Raw genomic sequence first — 22,806 nt, 5'->3', positions numbered from 1 at the left:
ACGTTCGGATGCGCTTCAATCTCGAGAGGAAACAGATGAGCAAGCCGGCTTCAGACACGCGTTCTTCCGACCGGCGGTTCAAGGTCGCGGTGGTGGGCGCGACCGGTGCGGTCGGCGAAATGATGCTCTCGGTGCTGGCCGAACGCCGGTTTCCCGCACGCGAGGTCGTGGCCCTGGCCAGCGAGCGCTCCGCCGGTGGGCACGTCGCCTTCGGCGACGACGAACTGCTGGTGCACGACCTGGCCACCTTCGATCCGGCCGGGGTCGACATCGCCCTGTTCTCGGCTGGCGGCTCGGTCTCGAAGGAATACGCGCCCAGGTTCGCCGCCGCGGGCGCGGTCGTGATCGACAACAGCTCGGCGTTCCGCTACGACGACGATATCCCGCTGGTGGTGAGCGAGGTCAATCCGCAAGCCGTGCGTCAGCGCCCGCGCGGGATCATCGCCAACCCCAACTGCTCGACCATGCAGATGCTCGTGGCGCTCAAGCCGATCTACGACGCCGCGGGCATCGACCGTCTCAACATCGCCACCTACCAGTCGGTGTCCGGCACCGGACGCAAGGCGCTGGAAGAGCTCGGCCGCCAGACCGCGGCCCTGCTCAGTTTCCAGGACGCCGAACCGGAGGTGTACCCGGTGCAGATCGCCTTCAACGTGATCCCGCACGGCGGCGATTTCACCGACAACGGCTACACCACCGAGGAAATGAAGCTGGTCTGGGAAACGCGCAAGATCCTGGGCGACGACACGATTCGGGTCAACGCGACGGTGGTGCGGGTGCCGGTCTTCTACGGCCATTCCGAGGCGGTCAACGTCGAAACGCGCGAGAAGTTGTCAGCCGCCGATGCTCGCAAGCTGCTGGTGCAGGCGCCGGGGATCGAGGTCGTGGACGAGCCCAGGGGCGGCGGCTACCCCACGCCAGTGACGCATGCTTCCGGGCGCGATCCGGTGTACGTCGGTCGCATTCGCGACGACCTCTCGCACGAGCACGGTCTCAATCTGTGGATCGTGTCCGACAACATCCGCAAGGGCGCCGCCTTGAACGCGGTGCAGATCGCGGAGCTGGTGGCGGCGGAGGACTGAGCCTGCGGGTTGCCGGGTCGCTTGCGGCGCGGCACCATGCCCGGCGGAGTGGTGGTCACGATCGGAGGCGCTGGATGCGCAAGGCAGGGATGCTGGGGGTGGCAATGGCGCTGTTGCTGGCGATGGCGCCCGCGTATGCGCTGGATGTCGATCGGATCGAAATCCGGTCCGCGCTCGGCGAGCCGCTGTTAGCGGAGATCCCGATCACCGGCGCCACCCCACAGGACCTGCAGCAGCTGCAGGCGCAGCTCGCGTCGTCCACGACCTTCGCCCGCATCGGCCTGCCACGCCCCCAGGGCGTGGTGGCGGACCTGCGCTTCGAGGTGGTGCGCGGCCCGCGCGCGTTGATCCGGGTCACCAGCACGCTGCCGGTGGAGGAGGATTTCCTCACCTTCCTGGTCCAGGTGGATGCACCGCAGGGCCGGTTGGTGCGCGAATACTCGGTATCGCTGGGAGCTACTCCGACGCTGGCGGCGCCGGTCGAGCCGCAGATCCAGATGCCGGTGCAGGCCGCGGACAACGCTATCGCGCGCCAGCCAGATCCTGCCGACGCGCTGCCGGCGCCGCTCGAACCGGCCATCGTGCCGCTCGACAACGCGCCGCCTGCTGCGTTGGCGGCGCCTGCGCCGATCCCCTTGCACGCCGACCAACGGCCGGAAAGCGCACCGCCACGACCGAAAGCGGCGCCGGTAACCGGCCGGCCACAGCCGTCACGGGCGCCGCGAACGCAGGCGAACTCCGCAGCCGTTCCCGGATCGCCCGTCCGTTCCGCGGTGGCGGTTCCCGCGGCGGGCGCGGCGCGCCGTCCAGGCGATTACACCGTGCGTCCGGGCGACACCCTGACCCGAATCGTCGAACGCATGCCGCTGGCCGGCGTCACCCCGCCGCAGGCGATGCTCGCGCTGCTGCGGACCAACCCGCATGCGTTCGGTTCGGGCAACATCAATCTGCTTCAGCGCGGCGCGGTGCTGCGTGTCCCGGCACCCGCGGAGCTCACCCGTCTGGATGCGGTCGCGGCAGAGACGATGGTGCGGCTGCAGATCCAGCAGTGGCGCAGCGGCGACATGCCCCCTGTTGAATCGGTCGAGGCTCCATCAGGATCCGTCGATCGGCTTTCGAGTTCGCGCCCCACCGTCCGCGTCGCGCCGGCGCGGCTGGAGCTGGCGCCTTCCGCCGATGCGGCGGCATTGGCGTCGGGTTCGGGATCCACCCGACAGGGAGACGGGACGGCGGCCGATCGCGAGCGCGCGGCCGCCGACCTGGTGGCGACACGCTATACCGAGTTCCAGCAGATGCAGCAGCGCATCGCGGAACTCGAACAGGCCCAGAAGGCGCAGCAGCGGTTGATCGAACTCAAGAATCGACAGCTCGCGGCGCAACAGCCGCGGTCCGCGGGGGTGTGGCCCTGGCTGATTGCGGCACTGGCCCTGGGGATGGCGGTCGCGGCTTTCTGGCGCCGCGCGCGGCCAGGGCCGCCGGGCCGGGTCGCTCGGCGCCTGTCCGCGATGGTGCGGGGGCCGAACTGAGAAAAGCGGTCGCACAGCGGGCTGAGCCGGGGTTGGCGGATGCGGCCGCCGTTGCGGAGGATCATGGCGCGCGGCTAGAGTGCAGCGCATGAGCGCAAGGGAACGCCATCTTCAAACACGCGCGGCACTGCGTGTCGTGCTGGGCGTGCTGCTTGGAATTCTTGCCGTTCCGGCCTTCGCGCTGGGTCTGGGCCAGATCCAGGTGAAGTCACGGCCGGGCGAGCCGCTGCTAGCCGAAATCCCGATCGTCAGCAGCGATCCGACCGAGCTGCAGGGCCTGCAGGCACGACTGGCGTCGCCCGACACCTTCCGCCGGATCGGCCTGGAACCGCCCCAGGGCATCGTGTCCGACCTGCAGTTCACCCCCGCGGTGGACGAGCGGGGGCGGCCGGTGATCCGGGTGACCAGTACCGCCCCGGTGCAGCAGGCAGGGTTGACCTTCCTGGTCGAGGTGGACTGGGGTCAGGGCCGCCTGGTCCGCGAATATTCCGCGCTCGTCGATGCGCCGCGTACGGTCGCCGCGCCGCCGGCACCGTCGGTCGCGGCTCCGGACGCCGCGCCCGTGATCCAGCGCCCGGCGCCGGCGACGGCGCCTACGGCAGCACCCGAGCCGGCCGCTGCAGCCACTGCGCCTGCGCCGTCCCCAGCTCCCACGCCGCAGTCTGAAGTCGCGACCTCGCCGCCGCCCGCTGCGCCACCGGCCGAAAACGGGGAATACGGCCCGGTCAAGCGCGGCGATACCCTCGCCGGGATCGCCGGCGGACTCGCAGGGATGCAGGGCTACAGCCTCGATCAGACCATGCTGGCCCTGCTGCAGGCGAATCCGGATGCGTTCATTGGCCAGAACATCAATCTGCTGAAGCAGGGCGCGGTGCTGCGGATTCCCCGCGGCGAGGAACTGTCGCGCTACAGCGCCCGCGAAGCCGCAAATCTGGTGCGTGAGCAGGTCGCCAGCTGGCGCGAAGCGCGCCGCGCGCAGGCACAGGCGGCTACGCCGGTCGCAGCCGACGCGCAGCCCGCGGGCGCCGCGGCGGCAGGCGCCTCTTCATCGGCTGCACCGCGTCGGGTCGCCGATGCGCGGTTGGAAATCGCGCCGCCGGCCGCGGATGCGGGCGACCGGGCAGGCACACAATCCGGCGCCAGCGCCGGAGGCGAGGGCGAGATGCTGCGACAGGAACTGCAAGAGACGAAAGAAACCCTCGCCGCGCGCGATGCCGAGGTGCAGGAGCTCAAGGCGCGGGTTGCCGAGCTGGAACAGCTGCAGAAGGAGCAGCAAAGCCTGATCGCCATGAAGGATGGCGCGCTGGCGAGCGCCCAGCAGCGCCTGGCGACCACCAACGCCGCGCAGGATGCGACGCCGCCGGCTTCCGGGCAGCCGGAAACCGCGTCGTCATCGGCCTGGTGGTGGCTGCTGCCTGTCGCCCTGTTGCTCGGCGCGCTGGCATGGTGGTTCGCGCGCCGCCGCCGCCCCGTGGCGGCTGCGCCTGCGACGCGCATCTCGGAACGTTTCGCGGTGGTCCCATCCCCTGTCGTGGCTGACGAATCCAAGGCCGGGGAGTCCGGCGCCACAGAGACTCCGACTCCCGCCACCGCGCCGGTCTGGGCTGGCAAGGCCAAGTCGCCGGCTGCGGCGCCGGCGCCGGCCACTCCGGTGGTGGGCAATACGCCAACCTGGATGGCGCCCGCGGGCGCCGAGTCGGGCACGATTGCGCCCTTGAACCAGGCGCCCGGTGGGCGCGAACGGATCGAGCTGGCCCGGGCCTACGCCGATCTGGGGGACCGGGCGACCGCCCGCAGCCTGCTCCAGGAAGTGATCGAAGGCGGCGACGCCCAGGCACGCGACGAGGCCGCCGGCGTCCTGCAGTCCCTGCGTTAGGACCAGGCCCCACGATGCGACTGGCGCTGGGCGTCGAATACGACGGCGGCTCGTTTTCCGGCTGGCAACGCCTGGCCAAGCCTGGCGAGACGAGTGCGGAACCCACCCTGCAGGGGGCGCTGGAACAGGCCCTGGCCTTTGTCGCCGATGGCCCGGTAGCGACGGTCTGTGCGGGGCGCACCGATGCTGGCGTGCACGCCAGCTGCCAGGTGGTGCACTTCGACAGCGATGCCCCACGCGAGCCGCGCGGCTGGGTGCTGGGAGCCACCTCGCGCCTGCCGCCCTCCATGTGCGTGCGCTGGTGCGTCCCGGTGGCCATGGACTTCAGCGCGCGCTTCTCGGCGGTGGCGCGTCGCTACCGGTATCGCATCCTGAATCGTTCAGTACGTCCTGCGCTGCAGCGCCAGTATCTGGCCTGGGAGCGCAGGCCGCTCGATGCCGCCGCCATGCATCGCGCGGCGCAGGGCCTGCTGGGCGAGCATGACTTCAGCGCCTTCCGCACCGTGCACTGCCAGGCGCCGCATGCACGACGCGAGTTGCAGGCCATCGAGGTGCGTCGTGATGGCGAGACCGTGGAAATCGATGTGCAGGCCAACGCTTTCCTGCATCATATGGTGCGCAACATCGTCGGCTCGCTGCTTGAAGTCGGCGCCGGGGGGCGCGAGCCCGACTGGATCGCCAGCGTGCTTGCCGCGCGCGACCGCACGCTTGCCGGTGCGACTGCGCCGGCCTCCGGGCTCTGCTTCCTGGGACCGCTGTACCCGGCCATTCACGGACTGCCGGCCGAGGTAACGCTTTGACCCGGCTGCCTCATTGCCGACGCTCCACACACGACGCACTTCCATTCCAATCGACTGCATGAACCGAACCCTGTTCCGCACCCGCATCAAGTTCTGCGGCCTGACCCGTGCCGGGGACGTGCGCCTGGCCGGCGAGCTTGGCGCCGATGCGGTGGGTTTCGTGTTCGCAGACGGCAGCCCGCGCCGGGTCCAGGCGCAGGAGGCGCGCGCGCTGCGGCAGGCGTTGGCGCCGCTGGTCGACGCGGTCGCGCTGTTCCGCGACAACAGCATCGACGAGATCCGCGATGTGGTGCGGCATGTGCGTCCCAGCCTGCTGCAGTTCCACGGCAACGAGGACGATGCCTTCTGCCGCGGCTTCGGCGTGCCCTACGTCAGGGCGGTGCCGATGGGCGATGCCGATGCCAAGGTCGATGCGCGCGAACTGCAGCTGCGTTATCCCGGCGCGGCCGCCTTCCTGTTCGATGCGCACGTGGTCGGTGGCTCCGGTGGTACCGGCGAGCGTTTCGACTGGTCGAAGCTCCCGACCGGGCTGGGCAAGCCATTCGTGCTGGCCGGCGGGTTGACTCCGGAAAACGTGGGTGCGGCCATCAGCCAGACCCTGCCCTGGGGCGTGGACGTCTCCAGCGGCATCGAGAGCGCGCCCGGGATCAAGGACGGCGACCTGATGCGGCGCTTTGTGGAGGCAGCGCGCCGCGCGGATTGCGTCGAAATGGCCGACAACGGCGAGGACATCGCCAGCTGCCTTGCCTGTGGACGCTGACATGGCAGCGGACGCGATCATCGATTTCCATGCCTATCCCGACGCCACGGGGCACTTCGGCCGCTACGGTGGGCGCTTCGTCGCCGAAACCCTGATCGGTCCGCTGGAAGAACTGGCAGCCGCGTACGACGCGGCGCGGGGCGATCCCGCGTTCGTCGCCGCATTCGAGGACGATCTGGCGCACTACGTCGGCCGTCCCAGCCCGATCTACCACGCGCAACGCCTGAGCGAACACGCGGGCGGCGCGCGGATCCTGCTCAAGCGCGAAGACCTGAACCATACCGGCGCGCACAAGATCAACAACACCATCGGCCAGGCACTGCTGGCCAGCCGCATGGGCAAGACCCGGCTCATCGCCGAGACCGGCGCGGGCCAGCACGGCGTGGCCAGCGCGACGGTGGCCGCGCGCCTGGGCCTGGAATGCGTGGTCTACATGGGCGCCACCGACATCGAGCGCCAGAAGATCAATGTGTACCGGATGAAGCTGCTCGGCGCCGAAGTGGTGCCGGTGACCAGCGGCTCGGCCACGCTCAAGGACGCGCTGAACGAGGCGATGCGCGACTGGGTAACCAATGTCCGCGATACCTACTACATCATCGGCACGGTCGCAGGCCCCGATCCGTATCCGCGCATGGTCCGCGACTTCAACGCCGTGGTCGGGCGCGAGGCGCGGGCGCAGATGCTGGCCGAATATGGACGTCTGCCCGACGTCATCACCGCCTGCGTCGGGGGCGGCAGCAATGCCATCGGCCTGTTCCATGCCTTCCTCAACGATCGCGACGTGCGCATCGTCGGCGCGGAGGCTGCCGGCGACGGCATCGCCACCGGCCGGCATGCGGCCTCGATCGCCGCCGGCCGGCCGGGCGTGCTGCACGGCAACCGTACCTACGTCATCTGCGACGACGATGGGCAGATCACCGAAACCCATTCGATCTCGGCCGGTCTGGACTATCCCGGCGTCGGGCCGGAGCACGCGTTCCTGGCCGACAGCGGTCGCGCGGACTACGTCGGCGTGAGCGACGACGAGGCGATGGCCGCGTTCTATCTGCTGGCCAAGACCGAAGGCATTCTGGCCGCGCTCGAATCCAGCCACGCCATCGCCCAGGCGATCAAGCTCGCGCGCGAGCTGCCGAAGGATGCGATCGTGCTGTGCAACCTCTCCGGCCGTGGCGACAAGGACGTCCACACCATCGCCGCGCGCGACGGGATGGTGCTCTGAACGCCGCCGCATGTCCGCGCGGTGGAATGCCGTGCCCGTCCACCGATCCACTCGTGATCACCCCGCGATGAACCGCATCGACACCAGATTCCAGGAGCTCCAGGCGACCGGCCGCAAGGCGCTGATCCCGTTCCTGACTGCCGGCGATCCGTCGCTGGAATCCACCGTGCCGGTGATGCACGCGCTGGTGGAGGCGGGCGCCGACGTGATCGAGCTGGGGGTTCCGTTTTCCGACCCGATGGCCGATGGCCCCGTCATCCAGCGCAGTTCCGAACGCGCGCTGGCGCGCGGTGCGGGCCTGCGCTTCGTGCTGGACAGTGTGCGCGCGTTCCGGGAGCGCGATGCCGACACGCCGTTGGTGCTGATGGGCTACCTCAACCCGATCGAGATCCGCGGCGCCGGCGAGTTCGCGCGCGACGCGGCTTCGGCCGGCGTCGACGGCGTGCTGCTGGTCGACCTGCCGCCCGAGGAATCGGGCGAGTTCCGCGCCGCGTTCAACGATGCGGGCATTGCATTGATCCTGCTGGCATCGCCCACCACCACCGACGAGCGCCTGGACCTGTTGTGCCGCGAAGCCCAGGGCTATCTCTATTACGTCAGCTTCGCCGGAGTCACCGGCGCATCCGAGCGCCTGGATACCGCCGCCGCCTCGCTGCGGCTGCGGGCGATCCGGACCCGCAGCCGGGCGCCGGTAGTGGCCGGGTTCGGCATCCGCGACGCCGCCAGCGCCGCTGCGATGGCGGTCGACGCCGAGGGGGTCGTGGTCGGCAGCGCGCTGGTGGTGGCGCTTGCGGGATCGGACGACCCGGCCGCCGCGGCCCGGGCGTTCCTGCAGCCGCTGCGCGCCGCCCTCGACGCATAGCGCGTCGGGCTCCGCTCCCGTGGGAGCGCGCTGGCGAGCGATCGTATTTCCCGGGAGCAGAAGCATTCGCGGCCGAGGCCGCTCCCACAAGGCCGCACCTGCAGGGCCGCTCCCGCAGGGCCGCACCCCAAAAACGCCCCCGAAGTACACTTCCCCGCCTCAAACCCGCAGGTCTGAACCCAAGTCATGTCCTGGCTGAAGAAACTCATGCCCGCACGCATCCGCACCGAGGCCGGCGAGCGTCGCAAGCGCAGCGTGCCCGAGGGCCTGTGGGAGAAGTGCGAGCGCTGCGGCGCGGTCCTGTACCGACCCGAGCTCGAGGAGAATCTCGAGGTCTGCCCGAAGTGCAACTTCCACATGCCCATCCGCGCCCGGGCGCGGCTCAAGGCGCTGTTCGACGGCGGGGCGGCACGCGAGATCGGAACCAGGCTCGGCCCAACGGACGTGCTGAAGTTCAAGGACCAGAAGAAGTACTCGGACCGGATCAAGGCCGCGCAGAAGGCCACCGGCGAACGCGATGCGCTGGTCGCGATGCACGGCCAGCTCAAGGGCCGCCCGCTGGTCGCCTGCGCATTCGACTTCGCCTTCATGGGCGGCTCGATGGGCTCGGTGGTGGGCGAGCGCTTCGCCCGCGCGGTGGACAAGGCGCTGGAACTGAAATCCCCGCTGGTGTGCTTCACCGCCACCGGCGGCGCGCGCATGCAGGAAAGCCTGTTCTCGCTGATGCAGATGGCCAAGACCTCGGCCGCGCTGGGCAAATTGCGCGAGGCCGGCCTGCCGTACATCTCGGTGATGACCCATCCGACCACCGGCGGCGTCTCGGCCTCGCTGGCGATGCTGGGCGACATCAACCTGGCCGAACCCGAGGCGCTGATCGGCTTCGCCGGTCCGCGCGTGATCGAACAGACCGTGCGCGAAACCCTGCCCGAAGGCTTCCAGCGCAGCGAATTCCTGCTCGCGCACGGCGCGATCGACCAGATCGTCGACCGCCGCCAGCTGCGCGAGCGCCTGGGGCATCTGTTCGCGCTCCTGCTGCGCCAGCCCGAACCCGAACCGGACCTGGAGGCCGCTTCGTGAGCCGCAAGTATTTCGGCACCGACGGCATCCGTGGCCGCGTGGGCGAGGGCGTGATCTCTGCCGACTTCGTGCTGCGCCTGGGCAATGCCTACGGCCATGCACTGCGCCAGGAGCGGTGGCGCAAGCCGCTGGTGATCATCGGCAAGGACACGCGCATCTCCAATTACATGTTCGAGGCTGCGCTCGAGGCCGGGTTGGTGGCCGCCGGGGTGGACGTGCAGCTGATGGGACCGATGCCCACGCCGGCGGTGGCGCACCTGACACGCTCGCTGCGCGCGGACGGCGGCATCGTGATCTCGGCCTCGCACAACCCGCACCATGACAACGGCATCAAGTTCTTCTCGGCCGAGGGCGAGAAACTCGACGACGCCACCGAGCTGGCGATCGAGGCCGCGCTCGAACAGCCGTTCTCGACCGTGGCGTCCGACCAGCTCGGACGGGCGATCCGCACCCGCGACGCGGTGGGCCGCTACGTCGAGGCCTGCAAGAGTTCGGTGCCGCGCCGCTTCGATCTGGGCGGCATGGCCCTCGTCGTGGACTGCGCCCACGGCGCGACATACCAGATCGGCCCGCTGGTGCTGCGCGAACTGGGCGCCCAGGTCGACGCGATCGGCGTGGATCCAAACGGGCTGAACATCAACGATGGAGTCGGCTCGACCCATCCCGAATTTCTGGCCGAACGAGTGCGCGCCACCGGCGCCGCGCTGGGCATCGCCTTCGACGGCGACGGCGACCGGGTGCTGTTCGTCGATGCCGACGGCACCGTGGTCGATGGCGACGAGCTGCTGTACGTGCTCGCCTCCGACTGGCAGCGCAGCGGCCGACTGCGCGGTCCGGTGGTGGGCACGCTGATGACCAATTACGGCTTCGAGCAGGCCCTGGGCGAGCTTGGCATCGGCTTCGTCCGCACCAAGGTCGGCGATCGCTACGTGCACCAGGCGCTGCTCGCGCACGAGGGCGTATTGGGCGGCGAAGCCTCCGGGCACCTGCTGTGCCTGGACCGCGCCAGCACCGGAGACGGCATCATCAGCGCGCTGCAGGTGCTGGAGGTGCTGCAGCGGCGTGGCATCGGCCTGCGCGAGGCCCTGGCCGGAATGCGCAAGCTGCCGCAGAAGACGGTCAACGTGCGTTACGAAGGCACCAGCAAGCCAGCCGAAGCCGATGGCGTCAGGGCGGCGCTGGCCGAGGCCGAGCAGGCCGTGCAGGGCAGGGGGCGCGCATTCCTGCGCCCGTCGGGTACCGAGCCGGTCGTGCGGGTGACCGTTGAGGCCGACGACGAGGCGCTGATGCGTTCCACCCTGGACCGGCTCGCCGAGGCGGTGCGCGCGGCGGCGCTCGCGCCGTAAGTGCCGGGCACTGCGGCCGCACGCTGCGCAACCATCGACCAAAGATCACTTCAGCCATCGCATGAATCCACATCGCATCCCGACCCTGGACATCCGCCGTTTCAGCCAGCCTTCCAGCCCGGAAGACCGGCGGGCGTTCGTCGACGAACTCGGCGCCGCCTACCGCGAATGGGGATTCGCGGGAATCCGCAACCACGGCATTCCGCAGTCGCTGATCGACGCCAGCTATGACGTGTTCCAGCGCTTCTTCGCGCTCCCCGAAGAGGTCAAGCGGAAATACCACGTCGCCGGTGGCGGCGGCGCCCGCGGCTACACCCCGTTCGGGGTGGAGACCGCCAAGGGCGCGCAGTACCACGACCTAAAGGAGTTCTGGCACATCGGTCGCGAGATCCCGGACGATTCGAAATATCGCGATGTGATGCCGCCCAACATCTGGCCGGAGGAGGTGGAAGGCTTCCGCGAAACGGGCTACGCGCTGTACCAGGCCCTGGACAACCTCGGCTCCCAGGTGCTGCGCGCGCTGGCGCTGCACATCGGCCTGCCCGAGGACTACTTCGCCGACAAGACCGACTCGGGCAACTCGATCCTGCGCCCGATCCATTACCCGCCGATCACCACCCAGGACATTCCCAACGTGCGGGCCGGCGCGCACGAAGACATCAACCTGATCACGCTGCTGGTCGGCGCCAGCGCTGCAGGCCTGGAAGTGCTGTCGCGCAAGGGCGAGTGGGTGCCGTTCACCGCGGACGCCGACACCATCGTGGTCAACATCGGCGACATGCTGCAGCGCCTGACCAACCACGTGTATCCGTCGACCACCCACCGCGTGGTCAACCCGAAGGGCGAGCAGGCGCGCCAGCCGCGGTATTCGACGCCGTTCTTCCTGCACCCGAATCCGGATTTCCTGATCGACGTGCTGCCGTCCACGATCACGCCGGACAACCCCAGCCGCTATCCCGAGCCGATCACCGCGCAGGGATACCTGGAAGAGCGGTTACGCGAGATCAAGCTGAAGTAGACCGCTGGCCGATGGTCGATGGCCGTGGGAGCGAGCTTGCTCGCGATTGCCTTTGCCTTTGCGAACAGCAATCGCGGCCGACGCCGCCCCGCCTGAGGTCCTGCGTTACCCTGCGTCGCGGTAGTCGGCTGCGCGACGATTGACGATCGCGCGCGCCAGCCGATCCGGCAGGTACTTCGACAGCCCCGTGACCAGCCGGTTCATGCCGCCGGTCACACAGCGCATGTCGCCGCGCTCCACCGCCTCGATGCCCATGCGGGCCACCGTGTCCGCATCGAGCCATAGCGACTTGGGCAGCCGCGACACCCGCTCGCGCATGCCGTTGACGTCGTGGAACTCGGTATAGGTCATGCCCGGACACAACGCGGTCACATGCACCCCGCGTGGCCGCGATTCGAGCGCCAGGGCCTCGGAAAACTGGATCACGAACGCCTTCGAGGCCGCGTACAAGGTATGTCCGGCGGACGCGGGCACCAGCGCGGCGGTCGAGGCGATGTTCAGGATCCGGCCGTGGCCCTGCGCCTCCATCGCGGGCAGAAAGTGGTGGGTCAGCTCCGCGACCGCAGTGACCATCACCTGCAGGAAATCGGCGTGGGTCTTCCATCCCGAGGACAGGTAACGCCCGGTGACGCCGTAGCCCGCGTTGTTGACCAGCGTGTCCACGCGCAGGCCGCGTGCCTGCGCTTCGGCGAACAGCGTCTGCGGCGCCGCGCGTACGGACAGGTCGGCCACGATGGCCTGGCAGGGGACCATATCGCCCAGTTCACGAACCAGGGCTTCGAGCCGCTCGCTGCGTCGCCCGGTCAGCAGCAGCGGCTTGCCGCGACGGGCGTACTCGCGGGCGAAGGCGGCGCCCAGGCCGCTGGAGGCACCGGTGATCAGGGCATGGCCGCTGGCTGCTTGCATCGGGGAACACCGCGTGCGGGGGAGGGCCGGATTCTAGGTGAGCCCGTCGCGCCGCGGCCGGGAAGCGCTCCGGCGGTGGGCTAAACTGCCGCCCTTTGCGAACGGAGCACCGCATGCGCCGCAGGATCGTCGCCGGTAACTGGAAGCTCCATGGCACCCGCGCCTTCGCCACGGAACTGGTAGGCGCGGTCGCCGCCGGACTTCCGCTGCCGGGCGTCGAGCTCGTGATCCTGCCGCCGCTGCCCTACCTGGGCGATCTGATCGAGGATTTCGAAGGCAGTGGGCTCGCCTTCGGGTCGCAGGACGTCAGCGCCAACGAGAAGGGCGCCTATACCGGCGAGGTCGCAGCGTCGATGCTGGTCGACGTGGGCGCCCGTTATGGCCTGTGCGGGCATTCCGAGCGCCGCCAGTACCACAACGAAACCAGCGAACTGGTCGCGCGCAAATTCCTCGCGGCCGTGAACGCCGGCCTGACCCCGATCGTCTGCGTAGGCGAGAGTCTGGACGAGCGCGAAGCCGGTGCCACCGAGGCCGTGATCGCTGCCCAGCTCGCGCCGGTGCTGGAGATCGCGGGTCCCGGGGGCCTGTCCGGAGCCGTCATCGCCTACGAACCGGTCTGGGCGATCGGCACCGGGCGCACCGCCACGCCGGAACAGGCGCAGGCGGTGCACGCCTTCATCCGTGGGCAGGTGGCGGAACTGGATGCTAAAATCGCCGGCTTGCTGCCGATCCTCTACGGCGGCAGCTGCAAGCCCGACAACGCCGCCGCGCTGTTCTCACAGCCGGATGTGGATGGCGGGCTGATCGGTGGCGCGTCCCTGGTCGCCGAGGACTTCCTGGCCATCGCCAAGGCGATGACCACCTGAACCTTCGTATTTTCGGATTTCCCCAAGATGTTGATGACGATCCTCAACGTGGTCTACGTGCTGCTCGCCATCGGGATGATCGCGATGATCCTGATGCAGCGCGGTGCGGGCGCCCAGGCCGGGTCCGGCTTCGGCGGCGGCGCTTCGGCCACCGTATTCGGCGCGCGCGGCGCATCCAACTTCCTGTCCAAGAGCACCAAGTGGATGGCGATCGTGTTCTTCGGCATCAGCCTGTTCATGGCGTGGCAGGCGACCCGCAACGCCACCGCCAATGCACCGGCCGACCTGGGCGTGATGGCCCAGGCGCCGGCCACCGGCAGCACCCCTGCGGCACCCGCGGGCGGGGCGAACGTGCCCGCGGCGCCGCCTGCCCAGTCGCAGCCGGCGACCGGATCGACCGTGCCGGCGGCGCCTGCGCAAACGCAGCCCGCGCAAACGCAGCCCGCGCAAGCGGCGCCCGAGAGCGCACAGCCATCGCAGCCGGCTCCGCAGGAACCGCCGCAGAATTGATTGGCGGCGGCTGATAACGCTTACAATATCGCGCTTGCGCGTCGCGGCGCGCAGTTGCAACAGTTTGCCCAGGTGGCGGAATTGGTAGACGCACTACCTTGAGGTGGTAGCGGCTTCGGTCGTGGGGGTTCGAGTCCCCCCTTGGGCACCAGATACAAACGGGGCGGATGTCCGGCATCCGCCCAGGTTCCATCCCCCAGAGCAACGGCCGCATCGCGGCAAGTAGCCGAGAGAACACGAGTGCTGGCCGAATACCTGCCGACCCTGCTGTTCCTGATCGTCGCCACCGGCATCGGCATCTCGCTGATCGTCATCGGCAACGTCCTCGGGCCCAAGCGACCCACCGCCGAGAAGCTCTCGCCCTACGAATGCGGATTCGCCGCCTTCGAGAGCGCGCGCATCCAGTTCGACGTGCGCTACTACCTGATCGCGATCCTGTTCATCGTCTTCGACCTGGAAATCGCCTTCATCTTCCCGTGGGCGCTGGTGTTCCGCGAGCTGGGCGTGTTCGGGCTGGTGGAAATGGGCGTGTTCCTGGCGCTGCTGGTGATCGGCTTCGTCTATGTCTGGAAAAAGGGAGCGCTGGAATGGGAGTGAGCCAGACCGTCGCGCGCCTGATGAACAACCCGTTGCCCGAAGGCCGGGTCGACGACATCCTGCGTCCGCAGGGCGAGAACCCGCTGCTTGAACGCGGCTTCGTCACCACCAGTTCCGACATCCTGCTCAACTGGGCGCGCACCGGCTCGATGTGGCCGATGACCTTCGGCCTGGCGTGTTGCGCGGTGGAAATGATGCACGCGGGCGCTTCGCGCCTGGACCTGGACCGTTACGGCGTGGTGTTCCGCCCATCGCCCCGCCAGTCGGACGTGATGATCGTGGCCGGCACCCTGGTCAACAAGATGGCCCCGGCGCTGCGCAAGGTCTACGACCAGATGCCCGACCCGAAGTGGGTGATCTCGATGGGCTCGTGCGCCAATGGCGGCGGCTACTACCACTATTCCTACGCGGTGGTGCGCGGCTGCGACCGCATCGTGCCGGTCGACATCTACGTCCCGGGCTGCCCGCCGACCGCCGAGGCGCTGGTCTACGGCATCCTGCAGCTGCAGAAGAAGATCCGCCGCGCCACCAATTTCGGCGAGCACAAGACGGGGCTGCGCGATGGTTGAGCCGGTTGCCGTATTCGTCGAACGCCTGCGCGCGCGTTTCGCCGATGCACAGATCGAAGTGGCCGAACCGCGCGGCGAGGTGGGCATCGTGTTCGACGCCGCCGCCTACCATGCCGGTTGCCGTCTGCTGCGCGACGAATTCGGTTTCGAACAGTTGATCGACGTCGCCGCGGTCGATTACCTCGGCTACGGCAGCGACGAGTGGGACACCGACGTGTCCTCGGAAGGCTTCAGCCGCGGGGTCGAGGGCAGGGGTCCTGGCCGGTTCAAGTTCGGCGAGACTCCGAGCCGCCAGGTGCCGGAGCCGCAGGGCGAAGCCGGCATTCCCATGCCGCAGCGCCGCTTCGCCGCCGTGCTGCAGTTGCTGTCGGTCGCGAACAACCGTCGCCTGCGCGTGCGCTGCTTCGCGCCCAACGACGATCTTCCGGTCGTGCCTTCGGTCACCGACCTGTGGCCGGTCGCCAACTGGTTCGAGCGCGAGGCGTTCGACGTGATGGGCATCGTGTTCCAGGGCCATCCGGATCTGCGCCGCATCCTCACCGACTACGGTTTCGTCGGCCATCCGTTCCGCAAGGACTTCCCGCTGATCGGCAATGTCGAAGTGCGCTACGACCCGGAAAAGAAGCGTGTGGTCTACGAACCGGTCACCTCGGTCGAGCCGCGCGTGCTGGTGCCGCGTGTGATCCGCGACGATGCACGCTATGCCACCGCCGCAGGCGAGCAGGGCGACGCCAAGGTCCGCAGCACGCTGGGGCCAGCCGCATGACCGCACCTTCGCGCCAGGCGCCGCAGGCGTCCGCGGCCTTCGCCAGCGACGCCGCCGAGGCCAAGCAGGAAATACGCAACTACACGCTCAACTTCGGCCCGCAGCATCCGGCCGCGCACGGCGTGCTGCGCCTGATCCTGGAAATGGACGGCGAAGTCGTGCAGCGCGCCGACCCGCATATCGGGCTGTTGCACCGGGGCACCGAAAAGCTGGCCGAGTCCAAGCCGTTCAACCAGTCGATCGGCTACATGGACCGGCTCGATTACGTCTCGATGATGTGCAACGAGCATGCCTACGTGCGTGCCATCGAGCGGCTGATGGGGATCGAGGCGCCTGAGCGGGCGCAGTGGATCCGCACCATGTTCGACGAGGTCACGCGGATCCTGAACCACCTGATGTGGGTGGGTTCCAACGCGCTCGATCTCGGTGCGATGGCGGTGTTCCTGTACGCATTCCGCGAGCGCGAGGAGCTGATGGACTGCTACGAGGCGGTCAGCGGCGCGCGCATGCATGCCACCTATTACCGTCCGGGCGGCGTCTACCGCGACCTGCCGGACCGGATGCCGCAATACCGCGAATCGCCGTGGCGCAAAGGCGCCAAGCTCAAGCGCTTCAACAGCTGGCGCGAAGGCTCGCTGCTCGATTACCTGGAGCATTTCTGCCAGGACTTCCCCAAGCGCATCGACGAATACGAAACCCTGCTCACCGACAACCGGATCTGGAAGCAGCGCACCGTCGGCATCGGCGTGATCCCGCCGGACAAGGCGCTGGCCTGGGGCATGACCGGGCCGATGCTGCGCGGCTCCGGCGTCGCCTGGGACCTGCGCAAGAAGCAGCCGTACGCGAAGTACGCCGAGGTGGATTTCGACATCCCGGTGGGCGTGGAAGGTGACTGCTACGACCGCTACCTGGTGCGCATCGCCGAGATGCGCCAGTCGGTGCGGATCATCGAGCAGTGCGTGCGCTGGCTGCAGGCCAATCCGGGTCCGGTCATGCTGGACAACTACAAGGTGTCGCCACCGTCGCGCGAGTCGATGAAGGACGACATGGAAGCGCTGATCCACCACTTCAAGCTGTTCACCGAGGGCTACTGCGTGCCTGCCGGAGAGACCTACAGCGCGGTCGAGGCGCCCAAGGGCGAGTTCGGCTGCTACCTGGTTTCCGACGGCGCCAACAAGCCGTTCCGGGTGCATCTGCGCGCGCCTGGATTCGCCCACCTGTCGTCGATGGACGAGGTGGTGAAGGGCCATATGCTGGCCGACGTCGTGGCGATGATCGGCACCTACGACATCGTATTCGGGGAAATTGACCGATGAGGGCGGGTGACCGATGAGGGCGACCGGCAATTTCGAGAACGCGCGCAACGTCGATCCGATGGTGGTGCTGTCGGAGCGGACCCGCGCGCATATCGACCACTGGCTGGCCAAGTTCCCGCCGGACCGCAAGCGCTCGGCGGTGCTGCAGGGGTTGCACGCGGCACAGGAACAGAACGGCGGCTGGCTGACCGATGAACTCATCGCCGGCGTGGCCAAGTACCTGGGCCTGCCGCCGGTATGGGCCTACGAAGTGGCGACCTTCTATTCGATGTTCGAGACCGAGAAGGTCGGCCGCCACAACGTGGCCTTCTGCACCAACATCAGCTGCTGGCTCAATGGCGCCGAGGACCTGGTCGCGCACGCGGAGAAGAAGCTGGGCTGCAGGCTCGGCGAATCAACCGCGGATGGGCGCGTCTACCTCAAACGCGAGGAGGAGTGCGTCGCAGCGTGCTGCGGCGCGCCGGTGGTGGTGATCAATGGCCATTACCACGAGAAGCTGGATGCGGCGAAGGTGGACGAATTGCTGGACGGGCTGAAGTAATGGGCGGGCATTCGCACTATTCCGAAGGCCATGGTCCCGTCGGTCCGGCACCGAAGGAGCACCAGGTCGTCTACACCACCCTGCATTTCGACAAGCCGTGGTCGTACGAGAATTACCTCAAGACCGGCGGGTACAGCGCGCTGCGCAGGATCCTGGAAGAGAAGATCGAACCCGCGGCGGTGGTCGACATGGTCAAGCAGTCCGGCCTGCGCGGACGCGGCGGCGCGGGCTTTCCCACCGGCCTGAAGTGGAGCTTCATGCCCAAGGGCGCGGGCCAGAAGTACATCTTGTGCAACTCGGACGAGTCCGAGCCCGGCACCGCCAAGGACCGCGACATCCTGCGCTACAACCCGCACGCGGTGATCGAGGGCATGGCGATCGCGTGCTACGCCACCGGCTCGACCGTGGCCTACAACTACCTGCGCGGCGAGTTCCACCACGAGCCGTTCGAGCATCTCGAGGAAGCCACCGCCGAGGCCTACGCCAACGGCTGGCTCGGCAGGAACATCCTCGGCAGCGGCGTGGACATCGACATCTTCAACGCGCTCGGCGCGGGCGCCTACATCTGCGGCGAAGAAACCGCGCTGATGGAATCGCTCGAGGGCAAGAAAGGCCAGCCGCGCTACAAGCCGCCGTTCCCGGCCAATTTCGGCCTGTACGGCAAGCCCACCACCATCAACAACACCGAGACCTACGCCTCGGTGCCGGCGATCGTGCGCAACGGCGCCGAATGGTTCCTCAACCTGGGCAAGCCCAACAACGGCGGGCCGAAGATCTTTTCGGTATCCGGCCATGTCAGCAAACCGGGCAACTATGAAGTCCGTCTCGGCACGCCGTTCGCCGAACTGCTGGAGATGGCCGGCGGCGTGCGTAGCGGCCATCGCCTCAAGGGCGTGATCCCGGGCGGCTCGTCGATGCCGGTGCTTCCGGCCGAGGTCATGATGGCCTGCACGATGGATTACGACTCGATCCAGAAAGCCGGTTCCGGACTCGGTTCGGGCGCGGTCATCGTGATGGACGAGACCACCTGCATGGTGCGCGCCTGCCAGCGCATCGCGCGCTTCTACTACGCAGAGTCCTGCGGCCAATGCACGCCCTGTCGCGAAGGCACCGGCTGGATGTACCGCATGCTCACGCGGATCGTCGACAAGCAGGCAACACTCGACGACCTGCAGATGCTGCGCGCCGCCGCGGGCCAGATCGAGGGCCACACGATCTGCGCCTTTGGCGAAGCCGCCGCCTGGCCGGTGCAGGGTTTCCTGCGCCACTACTGGGACGAGTTCGAATACGCGATCGTCAACGGCCGGTTCCTGGTTGATGACCAGAAGGCCGGTAGCGTCGTGCCCAAGGCGGTCGCGGCATGAGCACGCCTCCGTCGCCGGTCAATCCGAACCTGCCGCCCGATCAGGTGACCGTCTTCATCGATGGCGTCGAACTGGCCGCGCCCAAGGGCTCGATGATCATCCATGCCGCCGACAAGGCCGGCATCCCTATCCCGCGCTTCTGCTACCACGACAAACTGGCGATTGCCGCCAACTGCCGCATGTGCCTGGTCGAAGTGGAAAAGATGCCCAAGCCGGCACCGGCCTGCGCCACGCCGGTGATGGACGGGATGAAGGTCGCCACACGCAGCGACAAGGCGCTCAAGTCGCAGCGCAACGTGATGGAGTTCCTGCTCATCAACCATCCGCTCGACTGCCCGATCTGCGACCAGGGTGGCGAGTGCGAGCTGCAGGACCTGTCGCTGGGCTACGGGCGTTCGGTGTCGCGCTTCTCGGAACGCAAGCGCGTCGTGGCGGACGAGGACATGGGGCCGCTGGTCGCCACCGACATGACCCGCTGCATCCAGTGCACGCGCTGCGTGCGCTTCACCGCGGAAATCGCCGGTACTTACGAGCTGGGCGGCATGCAGCGCGGCGAGAACCTGCAGATCGGCACCTACGACGGCAAGCCGCTCACGACCGAGCTGTCGGGCAACGTGATCGACGTATGTCCGGTCGGCGCGCTGACCAACAAGGTGTTCCGTTTCAGGGCCCGCCCCTGGGAACTGATTGCGAAGGAATCGGTCGGCTACCACGACGCGCTCGGCAGCAACCTGTTCCTGCATACCCGTCGCGGCGAAGTAATGCGCGCGGTCCCGCGCGACAACGAGGCGGTCAACGAGTGCTGGCTGTCGGACCGCGACCGCTATTCGCATCAGGGTCTGTATGCCGAGGATCGCGCAGTCAAGCCGTTGATCCGCGCTGGTGAGGACTTCCGCGAGGCCTCGTGGGAAGAAGCGCTGGCGAAGGCCGCGCAGATCTTGCGCGACAACGCCGCGGACGGCCTCGGCATTCTGGTGCACCCGGCTACCTCGAACGAGGAAGGCGCGCTGCTCGCACGCCTGGCCGAGGTGTTGGGTACCGGCAATCTCGACCATCGCATCGCCCAGCAGGACCTGTCCGACGGCGCGATCGCGGAAGCTTTTGCAACGCCTTCGGCCGAGATCGAGCAGGCCGATGCGATCGTGATTGTCGGCTCGCAGCTGCGCCATGAACTGCCGTTGCTGCACCAGCGCGTGCGCAAGGCCTTCCGCCGCGGCGCGAAGGTGCATGTCGTCAACCCTGTCGACTTCGATTTCGCCTTCGACCTCGCCAGCAAGCGGGTCGTGCCGCCTTCGCAGCTGGCCGATGCGCTGGACCAGGTCGACCTGGGCGGCGCGAACGCGCCGGTGGTGATCGTAGGCGCGGTGGCCGAGAGCGGTCCGCATGCGTCCGCGATCCGCGCCGCAGCCACGGCCTTCGCGAAGGCCGCCAACGCCACGCTGTGCCGCATTCCACAGGGCGCGAACGCGCTCGGACTCGCGCGCGCCGGCGTGCTGCCCGCGTCGCGCGATGCGCAGGCCATGCTGCGCGAGCCGCGTGCGGCCTATGTCATCTACGGCATCGAGCCAGGGCTGGATTTCGCCGACCAGGCCACGGCGCTGAAATCGCTCAAGTCCGCGCAGGTCGTGGCCTTCAGCCACTTCGCCTGCAAGTCCACGCGCAGCGTGGCCGACGTGATCCTGCCGATCGGCGCGCTGCCGGAGATCGAGGCGAGCCTGACCAATCTGGACGGTCGCGAGCAGCGTACCGTTGCCGCCGGCAAGCTGCCGGGCGAGGCGCGTGCCGGTTGGCGCGTGCTGCGCGCACTGGGCGCAGAGCTTGAGGTGCCCGGTTTCGAATTCACCGACATCGAAGGGCTGCGTGCGGCGGTTGCCTCCGCGAAGCCGCGCGTGCCCGCGTCGGTCGCGTCCGCCAGCGCGAACCGCGGCAACGGCGCGGAGCATGGGCTGGAAGTGGCCGTCTCGCAGGCGATCTACCGCAGCGACGGCGTCACCCGTCGCGCGTCCGCGCTGCAGGCGCACCCGCTCACCGTCGGACCGCGCGCAGTCGTGCATCCGGACGAAGCCAGGCGACTTGGCCTCGCCGACGGCGCCATGGCGAAGTTCGGCAACGATGCCGGCACCGCGACCCTGCAGGTGGCTGTCGACGATCGGGTCGCGCCGGGTTGCGTCTGGATCGAATCCGGCTATGGCGCGACCGCGCCGCTCGCCAGCGCCCGCGTCGAGGTGCGCCCGGCATGAACACCGCGACCCTGCTCGGGACCCTGACCGATCCGTTGCGCGACTGGCTGCTATCGCTTGGCGCATTCGGCCTGGTGGTCTGGATCGTGCTCAAGATCCTGGTGATCGCTGTGCCGGTGATCCTGGCCGTGGCCTTCTACGTGGTCTGGGAGCGCAAGCTGATCGGCTGGATGCACGTGCGCCACGGGCCGATGTACGTGGGCATGGGCATCCTTCAGGCCTTCGCCGACGTGTTCAAGCTCCTGTTCAAGGAAGTCATCCAGCCCAGCAGCGCGCAGAAGGTGCTGTACGTGCTGGCTCCGCTGATCACGCTGGCGCCGGCATTCGCGGCCTGGGCGGTGGTGCCGTTCGATGCGCAGCTGGTGCTGTCCAACGCCAATGCGGGTCTGCTGTATCTGCTGGCGATGACCTCTCTGGGCGTATACGGGATCATCCTCGCCGGCTGGGCGTCGAACTCGAAGTACGCCTTCCTCGGCGCGATGCGCGCCGCGGCCCAGGTGGTCAGCTACGAGATCGCGATGGGCTTCGCCATGGTCGGCGTGCTGATCGCTGCCGGCAGCCTCAACCTCACCGAGATCGTGATGGCGCAGGCCGGCAACGGCGGGTTCCTCGAATGGTTCTGGCTGCCGCTGCTGCCGCTGTTCGTGGTGTATTTCATCTCCGGCGTGGCCGAGACCAACCGCGCGCCGTTCGACGTGGTGGAAGGCGAGTCCGAGATCGTCGCCGGGCACATGGTCGAATATTCGGGTTCGCAGTTCGCGCTGTTCTTCCTGGCCGAATACGCGAACATGATCCTGATCAGCTTCCTCACCTCGCTGTTCTTCCTCGGCGGCTGGCTGAGCCCGTTCCACGGCTGGGACATCCCGGTGCTGTCGATCGACGGCTGGTGGTGGCTGTTCGCCAAGGTGTTCTTCTTCGCCAGCTGCTTCATCTGGTTCCGCGCTTCGTTCCCGCGCTACCGCTACGACCAGATCATGCGGCTGGGCTGGAAGGTGTTCATTCCGATCACCTTGGGGTGGATCTGCGTCACGGCGCTGATGGCGTACTACGGCGTGTTCGAGGCGGGGGCGTGATGGGCAAGCTATCGTCCTGGTTCAAGGGTCTGCTGCTCATGGAGCTGCTCCAGGGGCTGGGGCTGACCCTGAAATACCTGTTCCGTCCGAAGTACACGCTGATGTACCCGATGGAGAAGACCCCGCAGTCGCCGCGTTTCCGCGGCCTGCACGCGCTGCGCCGCTATCCCAACGGCGAGGAGCGCTGCATCGCCTGCAAGCTGTGCGAGGCGGTGTGTCCGGCGCTGGCGATCACGATCGATTCCGAACAGCGCGCAGACGGCACCCGCCGCACCACGCGCTACGACATCGACCTGTTCAAGTGCATCTATTGCGGCTTCTGCGAGGAGTCGTGTCCGGTGGATTCGATCGTCGAGACCCACATCCTCGAGTACCACTTCGAGAACCGCGGCGAGAACATCGTCACCAAGCCGCAGCTGCTGGCGATCGGCGACCGGCTCGAAGCCGAGATCGCGGAGCGCCGCGCGGCCGACTCGGCCTTCCGCTAAAGGA

The 22,806-nt window shown here is 68.2% G+C and carries 22 protein-coding genes and 1 tRNA gene; 22 read left to right on the top strand and 1 reads right to left on the bottom strand.

Translation table 11 applies throughout. The annotated features are described in order from the left end of the window. Window positions 1–35 precede the first annotated feature (35 nt). The 10 genes from MC375_RS15055 (at window position 36) to MC375_RS15010 (ending at window position 11,566) form a co-directional block, all read left to right on the top strand. Window positions 36–1,082, top strand: a complete 1,047-nt coding sequence (locus MC375_RS15055) for an aspartate-semialdehyde dehydrogenase (protein WP_242104246.1) — start codon at window positions 36–38, stop codon at window positions 1,080–1,082. 74 nt (window positions 1,083–1,156) lie between these two features. Then, window positions 1,157–2,608: a FimV/HubP family polar landmark protein gene (locus tag MC375_RS15050; protein ID WP_242104245.1), complete on the top strand. Its 1,452-nt coding sequence runs from the start codon at window positions 1,157–1,159 to the stop codon at window positions 2,606–2,608. 88 nt (window positions 2,609–2,696) lie between these two features. After that, window positions 2,697–4,484: a FimV/HubP family polar landmark protein gene (locus MC375_RS15045; RefSeq protein ID WP_242104244.1), complete on the top strand. Its 1,788-nt coding sequence runs from the start codon at window positions 2,697–2,699 to the stop codon at window positions 4,482–4,484. 14 nt (window positions 4,485–4,498) lie between these two features. Continuing rightward, on the top strand, window positions 4,499–5,284 hold the full coding sequence (gene truA / locus MC375_RS15040) for a tRNA pseudouridine(38-40) synthase TruA (RefSeq protein WP_242104243.1): 786 nt from the start codon (window positions 4,499–4,501) through the stop codon (window positions 5,282–5,284). Window positions 5,285–5,342: 58 nt separating this feature from the next. Beyond that, the gene (locus MC375_RS15035) at window positions 5,343–6,044 is read left to right on the top strand and encodes a phosphoribosylanthranilate isomerase (protein WP_242104242.1); all 702 of its coding nucleotides are present in this window, start codon (window positions 5,343–5,345) and stop codon (window positions 6,042–6,044) included. A gap of 1 nt (window position 6,045) precedes the next feature. Beyond that, the gene (trpB, locus tag MC375_RS15030; protein WP_242104241.1) at window positions 6,046–7,263 is read left to right on the top strand and encodes a tryptophan synthase subunit beta; all 1,218 of its coding nucleotides are present in this window, start codon (window positions 6,046–6,048) and stop codon (window positions 7,261–7,263) included. Between the two features lie 67 nt (window positions 7,264–7,330). Next, window positions 7,331–8,125 carry a tryptophan synthase subunit alpha gene (gene trpA / locus MC375_RS15025; RefSeq protein ID WP_242104240.1) on the top strand — a complete coding sequence of 265 codons (795 nt, stop codon included), beginning with the start codon at window positions 7,331–7,333 and terminating at the stop codon, window positions 8,123–8,125. A gap of 186 nt (window positions 8,126–8,311) precedes the next feature. Continuing rightward, window positions 8,312–9,202 carry an acetyl-CoA carboxylase, carboxyltransferase subunit beta gene (accD, locus tag MC375_RS15020; RefSeq protein ID WP_242104239.1) on the top strand — a complete coding sequence of 297 codons (891 nt, stop codon included), beginning with the start codon at window positions 8,312–8,314 and terminating at the stop codon, window positions 9,200–9,202. Beyond that, on the top strand, window positions 9,199–10,548 hold the full coding sequence (glmM, locus tag MC375_RS15015; RefSeq protein WP_242104238.1) for a phosphoglucosamine mutase: 1,350 nt from the start codon (window positions 9,199–9,201) through the stop codon (window positions 10,546–10,548). The genes accD and glmM overlap by 4 nt, the downstream gene beginning before the upstream one ends. Before the next feature lie 61 nt (window positions 10,549–10,609). Then, window positions 10,610–11,566: a 2-oxoglutarate and iron-dependent oxygenase domain-containing protein gene (locus tag MC375_RS15010; protein WP_242104237.1), complete on the top strand. Its 957-nt coding sequence runs from the start codon at window positions 10,610–10,612 to the stop codon at window positions 11,564–11,566. Window positions 11,567–11,671: 105 nt separating this feature from the next. Here the strand turns inward: MC375_RS15010 and MC375_RS15005 are convergent, their stop codons facing one another. Next, entirely contained in the window at window positions 11,672–12,472 is an 801-nt protein-coding gene (locus MC375_RS15005) for an SDR family oxidoreductase (RefSeq protein WP_242104236.1), read from the bottom strand. A gap of 113 nt (window positions 12,473–12,585) precedes the next feature. Here MC375_RS15005 and tpiA point away from each other — a divergent pair, with 113 nt between their 5' ends. The 12 genes from tpiA (at window position 12,586) to nuoI (ending at window position 22,802) form a co-directional block, all read left to right on the top strand. After that, window positions 12,586–13,338 (top strand): triose-phosphate isomerase, encoded by a 753-nt coding sequence (gene tpiA / locus MC375_RS15000; RefSeq protein ID WP_242104235.1) that lies wholly within the window; start codon window positions 12,586–12,588, stop codon window positions 13,336–13,338. Window positions 13,339–13,365: 27 nt separating this feature from the next. Next, window positions 13,366–13,848 carry a preprotein translocase subunit SecG gene (gene secG / locus MC375_RS14995; RefSeq protein WP_242104234.1) on the top strand — a complete coding sequence of 161 codons (483 nt, stop codon included), beginning with the start codon at window positions 13,366–13,368 and terminating at the stop codon, window positions 13,846–13,848. Window positions 13,849–13,914: 66 nt separating this feature from the next. Beyond that, window positions 13,915–13,999 (top strand) — tRNA-Leu (locus tag MC375_RS14990). A gap of 89 nt (window positions 14,000–14,088) precedes the next feature. Next, a complete protein-coding gene (locus MC375_RS14985) occupies window positions 14,089–14,445 on the top strand; it encodes an NADH-quinone oxidoreductase subunit A (protein WP_242104233.1) in 357 nt (118 codons plus the stop codon). Next, window positions 14,436–15,014 (top strand): NADH-quinone oxidoreductase subunit B, encoded by a 579-nt coding sequence (locus MC375_RS14980; protein WP_242104232.1) that lies wholly within the window; start codon window positions 14,436–14,438, stop codon window positions 15,012–15,014. The genes MC375_RS14985 and MC375_RS14980 overlap by 10 nt, the downstream gene beginning before the upstream one ends. Next, window positions 15,007–15,780 (top strand): NADH-quinone oxidoreductase subunit C, encoded by a 774-nt coding sequence (locus tag MC375_RS14975; RefSeq protein ID WP_242104231.1) that lies wholly within the window; start codon window positions 15,007–15,009, stop codon window positions 15,778–15,780. Before MC375_RS14980 ends, MC375_RS14975 begins: the two co-directional genes overlap by 8 nt. Further along, window positions 15,777–17,096 (top strand): NADH-quinone oxidoreductase subunit D, encoded by a 1,320-nt coding sequence (locus tag MC375_RS14970; protein WP_242104230.1) that lies wholly within the window; start codon window positions 15,777–15,779, stop codon window positions 17,094–17,096. Before MC375_RS14975 ends, MC375_RS14970 begins: the two co-directional genes overlap by 4 nt. A 13-nt stretch (window positions 17,097–17,109) precedes the next feature. Next, window positions 17,110–17,637: an NADH-quinone oxidoreductase subunit NuoE gene (gene nuoE / locus MC375_RS14965; protein ID WP_242104229.1), complete on the top strand. Its 528-nt coding sequence runs from the start codon at window positions 17,110–17,112 to the stop codon at window positions 17,635–17,637. Further along, window positions 17,637–19,001, top strand: coding sequence for an NADH-quinone oxidoreductase subunit NuoF (gene nuoF, locus MC375_RS14960; protein ID WP_242104228.1), 1,365 nt, complete (start codon window positions 17,637–17,639; stop codon window positions 18,999–19,001). The genes nuoE and nuoF overlap by 1 nt, the downstream gene beginning before the upstream one ends. After that, window positions 18,998–21,241 (top strand): NADH-quinone oxidoreductase subunit NuoG, encoded by a 2,244-nt coding sequence (nuoG, locus tag MC375_RS14955; RefSeq protein WP_242104227.1) that lies wholly within the window; start codon window positions 18,998–19,000, stop codon window positions 21,239–21,241. The genes nuoF and nuoG overlap by 4 nt, the downstream gene beginning before the upstream one ends. Continuing rightward, window positions 21,238–22,314 carry an NADH-quinone oxidoreductase subunit NuoH gene (nuoH, locus tag MC375_RS14950; protein WP_242104226.1) on the top strand — a complete coding sequence of 359 codons (1,077 nt, stop codon included), beginning with the start codon at window positions 21,238–21,240 and terminating at the stop codon, window positions 22,312–22,314. Before nuoG ends, nuoH begins: the two co-directional genes overlap by 4 nt. Beyond that, the gene (gene nuoI / locus MC375_RS14945; protein ID WP_242104225.1) at window positions 22,314–22,802 is read left to right on the top strand and encodes an NADH-quinone oxidoreductase subunit NuoI; all 489 of its coding nucleotides are present in this window, start codon (window positions 22,314–22,316) and stop codon (window positions 22,800–22,802) included. Before nuoH ends, nuoI begins: the two co-directional genes overlap by 1 nt. The last annotated feature ends 4 nt before the right edge of the window (window positions 22,803–22,806 follow it).

The organism is Lysobacter sp. M2-1, assembly GCF_022662495.1.
Lineage (GTDB): Bacteria > Pseudomonadota > Gammaproteobacteria > Xanthomonadales > Xanthomonadaceae > JAKPBU01.
The sequence above is the reverse complement of the archived record's forward strand: the minus strand, read 5'-3'. Positions and strand labels throughout refer to the sequence as shown.

Bases quoted from the DNA above. Each gene is read 5' to 3' on its own strand.
- MC375_RS15055 (WP_242104246.1), top strand. From the start codon at position 36: ATGAGCAAGCCGGCTTCAGACACGCGTTCTTCCGACCGGCGGTTCAAG.
- MC375_RS15050 (WP_242104245.1), top strand. From the start codon at position 1,157: ATGCGCAAGGCAGGGATGCTGGGGGTGGCAATGGCGCTGTTGCTGGCG.
- MC375_RS15045 (WP_242104244.1), top strand. From the start codon at position 2,697: ATGAGCGCAAGGGAACGCCATCTTCAAACACGCGCGGCACTGCGTGTC.
- truA (WP_242104243.1), top strand. From the start codon at position 4,499: ATGCGACTGGCGCTGGGCGTCGAATACGACGGCGGCTCGTTTTCCGGC.
- MC375_RS15035 (WP_242104242.1), top strand. From the start codon at position 5,343: ATGAACCGAACCCTGTTCCGCACCCGCATCAAGTTCTGCGGCCTGACC.
- trpB (WP_242104241.1), top strand. From the start codon at position 6,046: ATGGCAGCGGACGCGATCATCGATTTCCATGCCTATCCCGACGCCACG.
- trpA (WP_242104240.1), top strand. From the start codon at position 7,331: ATGAACCGCATCGACACCAGATTCCAGGAGCTCCAGGCGACCGGCCGC.
- accD (WP_242104239.1), top strand. From the start codon at position 8,312: ATGTCCTGGCTGAAGAAACTCATGCCCGCACGCATCCGCACCGAGGCC.
- MC375_RS15010 (WP_242104237.1), top strand. From the start codon at position 10,610: ATGAATCCACATCGCATCCCGACCCTGGACATCCGCCGTTTCAGCCAG.
- MC375_RS15005 (WP_242104236.1), bottom strand. From the start codon at position 12,472: ATGCAAGCAGCCAGCGGCCATGCCCTGATCACCGGTGCCTCCAGCGGC.
- tpiA (WP_242104235.1), top strand. From the start codon at position 12,586: ATGCGCCGCAGGATCGTCGCCGGTAACTGGAAGCTCCATGGCACCCGC.
- secG (WP_242104234.1), top strand. From the start codon at position 13,366: ATGTTGATGACGATCCTCAACGTGGTCTACGTGCTGCTCGCCATCGGG.
- MC375_RS14980 (WP_242104232.1), top strand. From the start codon at position 14,436: ATGGGAGTGAGCCAGACCGTCGCGCGCCTGATGAACAACCCGTTGCCC.
- MC375_RS14975 (WP_242104231.1), top strand. From the start codon at position 15,007: ATGGTTGAGCCGGTTGCCGTATTCGTCGAACGCCTGCGCGCGCGTTTC.
- MC375_RS14970 (WP_242104230.1), top strand. From the start codon at position 15,777: ATGACCGCACCTTCGCGCCAGGCGCCGCAGGCGTCCGCGGCCTTCGCC.
- nuoE (WP_242104229.1), top strand. From the start codon at position 17,110: ATGAGGGCGACCGGCAATTTCGAGAACGCGCGCAACGTCGATCCGATG.
- nuoF (WP_242104228.1), top strand. From the start codon at position 17,637: ATGGGCGGGCATTCGCACTATTCCGAAGGCCATGGTCCCGTCGGTCCG.
- nuoG (WP_242104227.1), top strand. From the start codon at position 18,998: ATGAGCACGCCTCCGTCGCCGGTCAATCCGAACCTGCCGCCCGATCAG.
- nuoH (WP_242104226.1), top strand. From the start codon at position 21,238: ATGAACACCGCGACCCTGCTCGGGACCCTGACCGATCCGTTGCGCGAC.
- nuoI (WP_242104225.1), top strand. From the start codon at position 22,314: ATGGGCAAGCTATCGTCCTGGTTCAAGGGTCTGCTGCTCATGGAGCTG.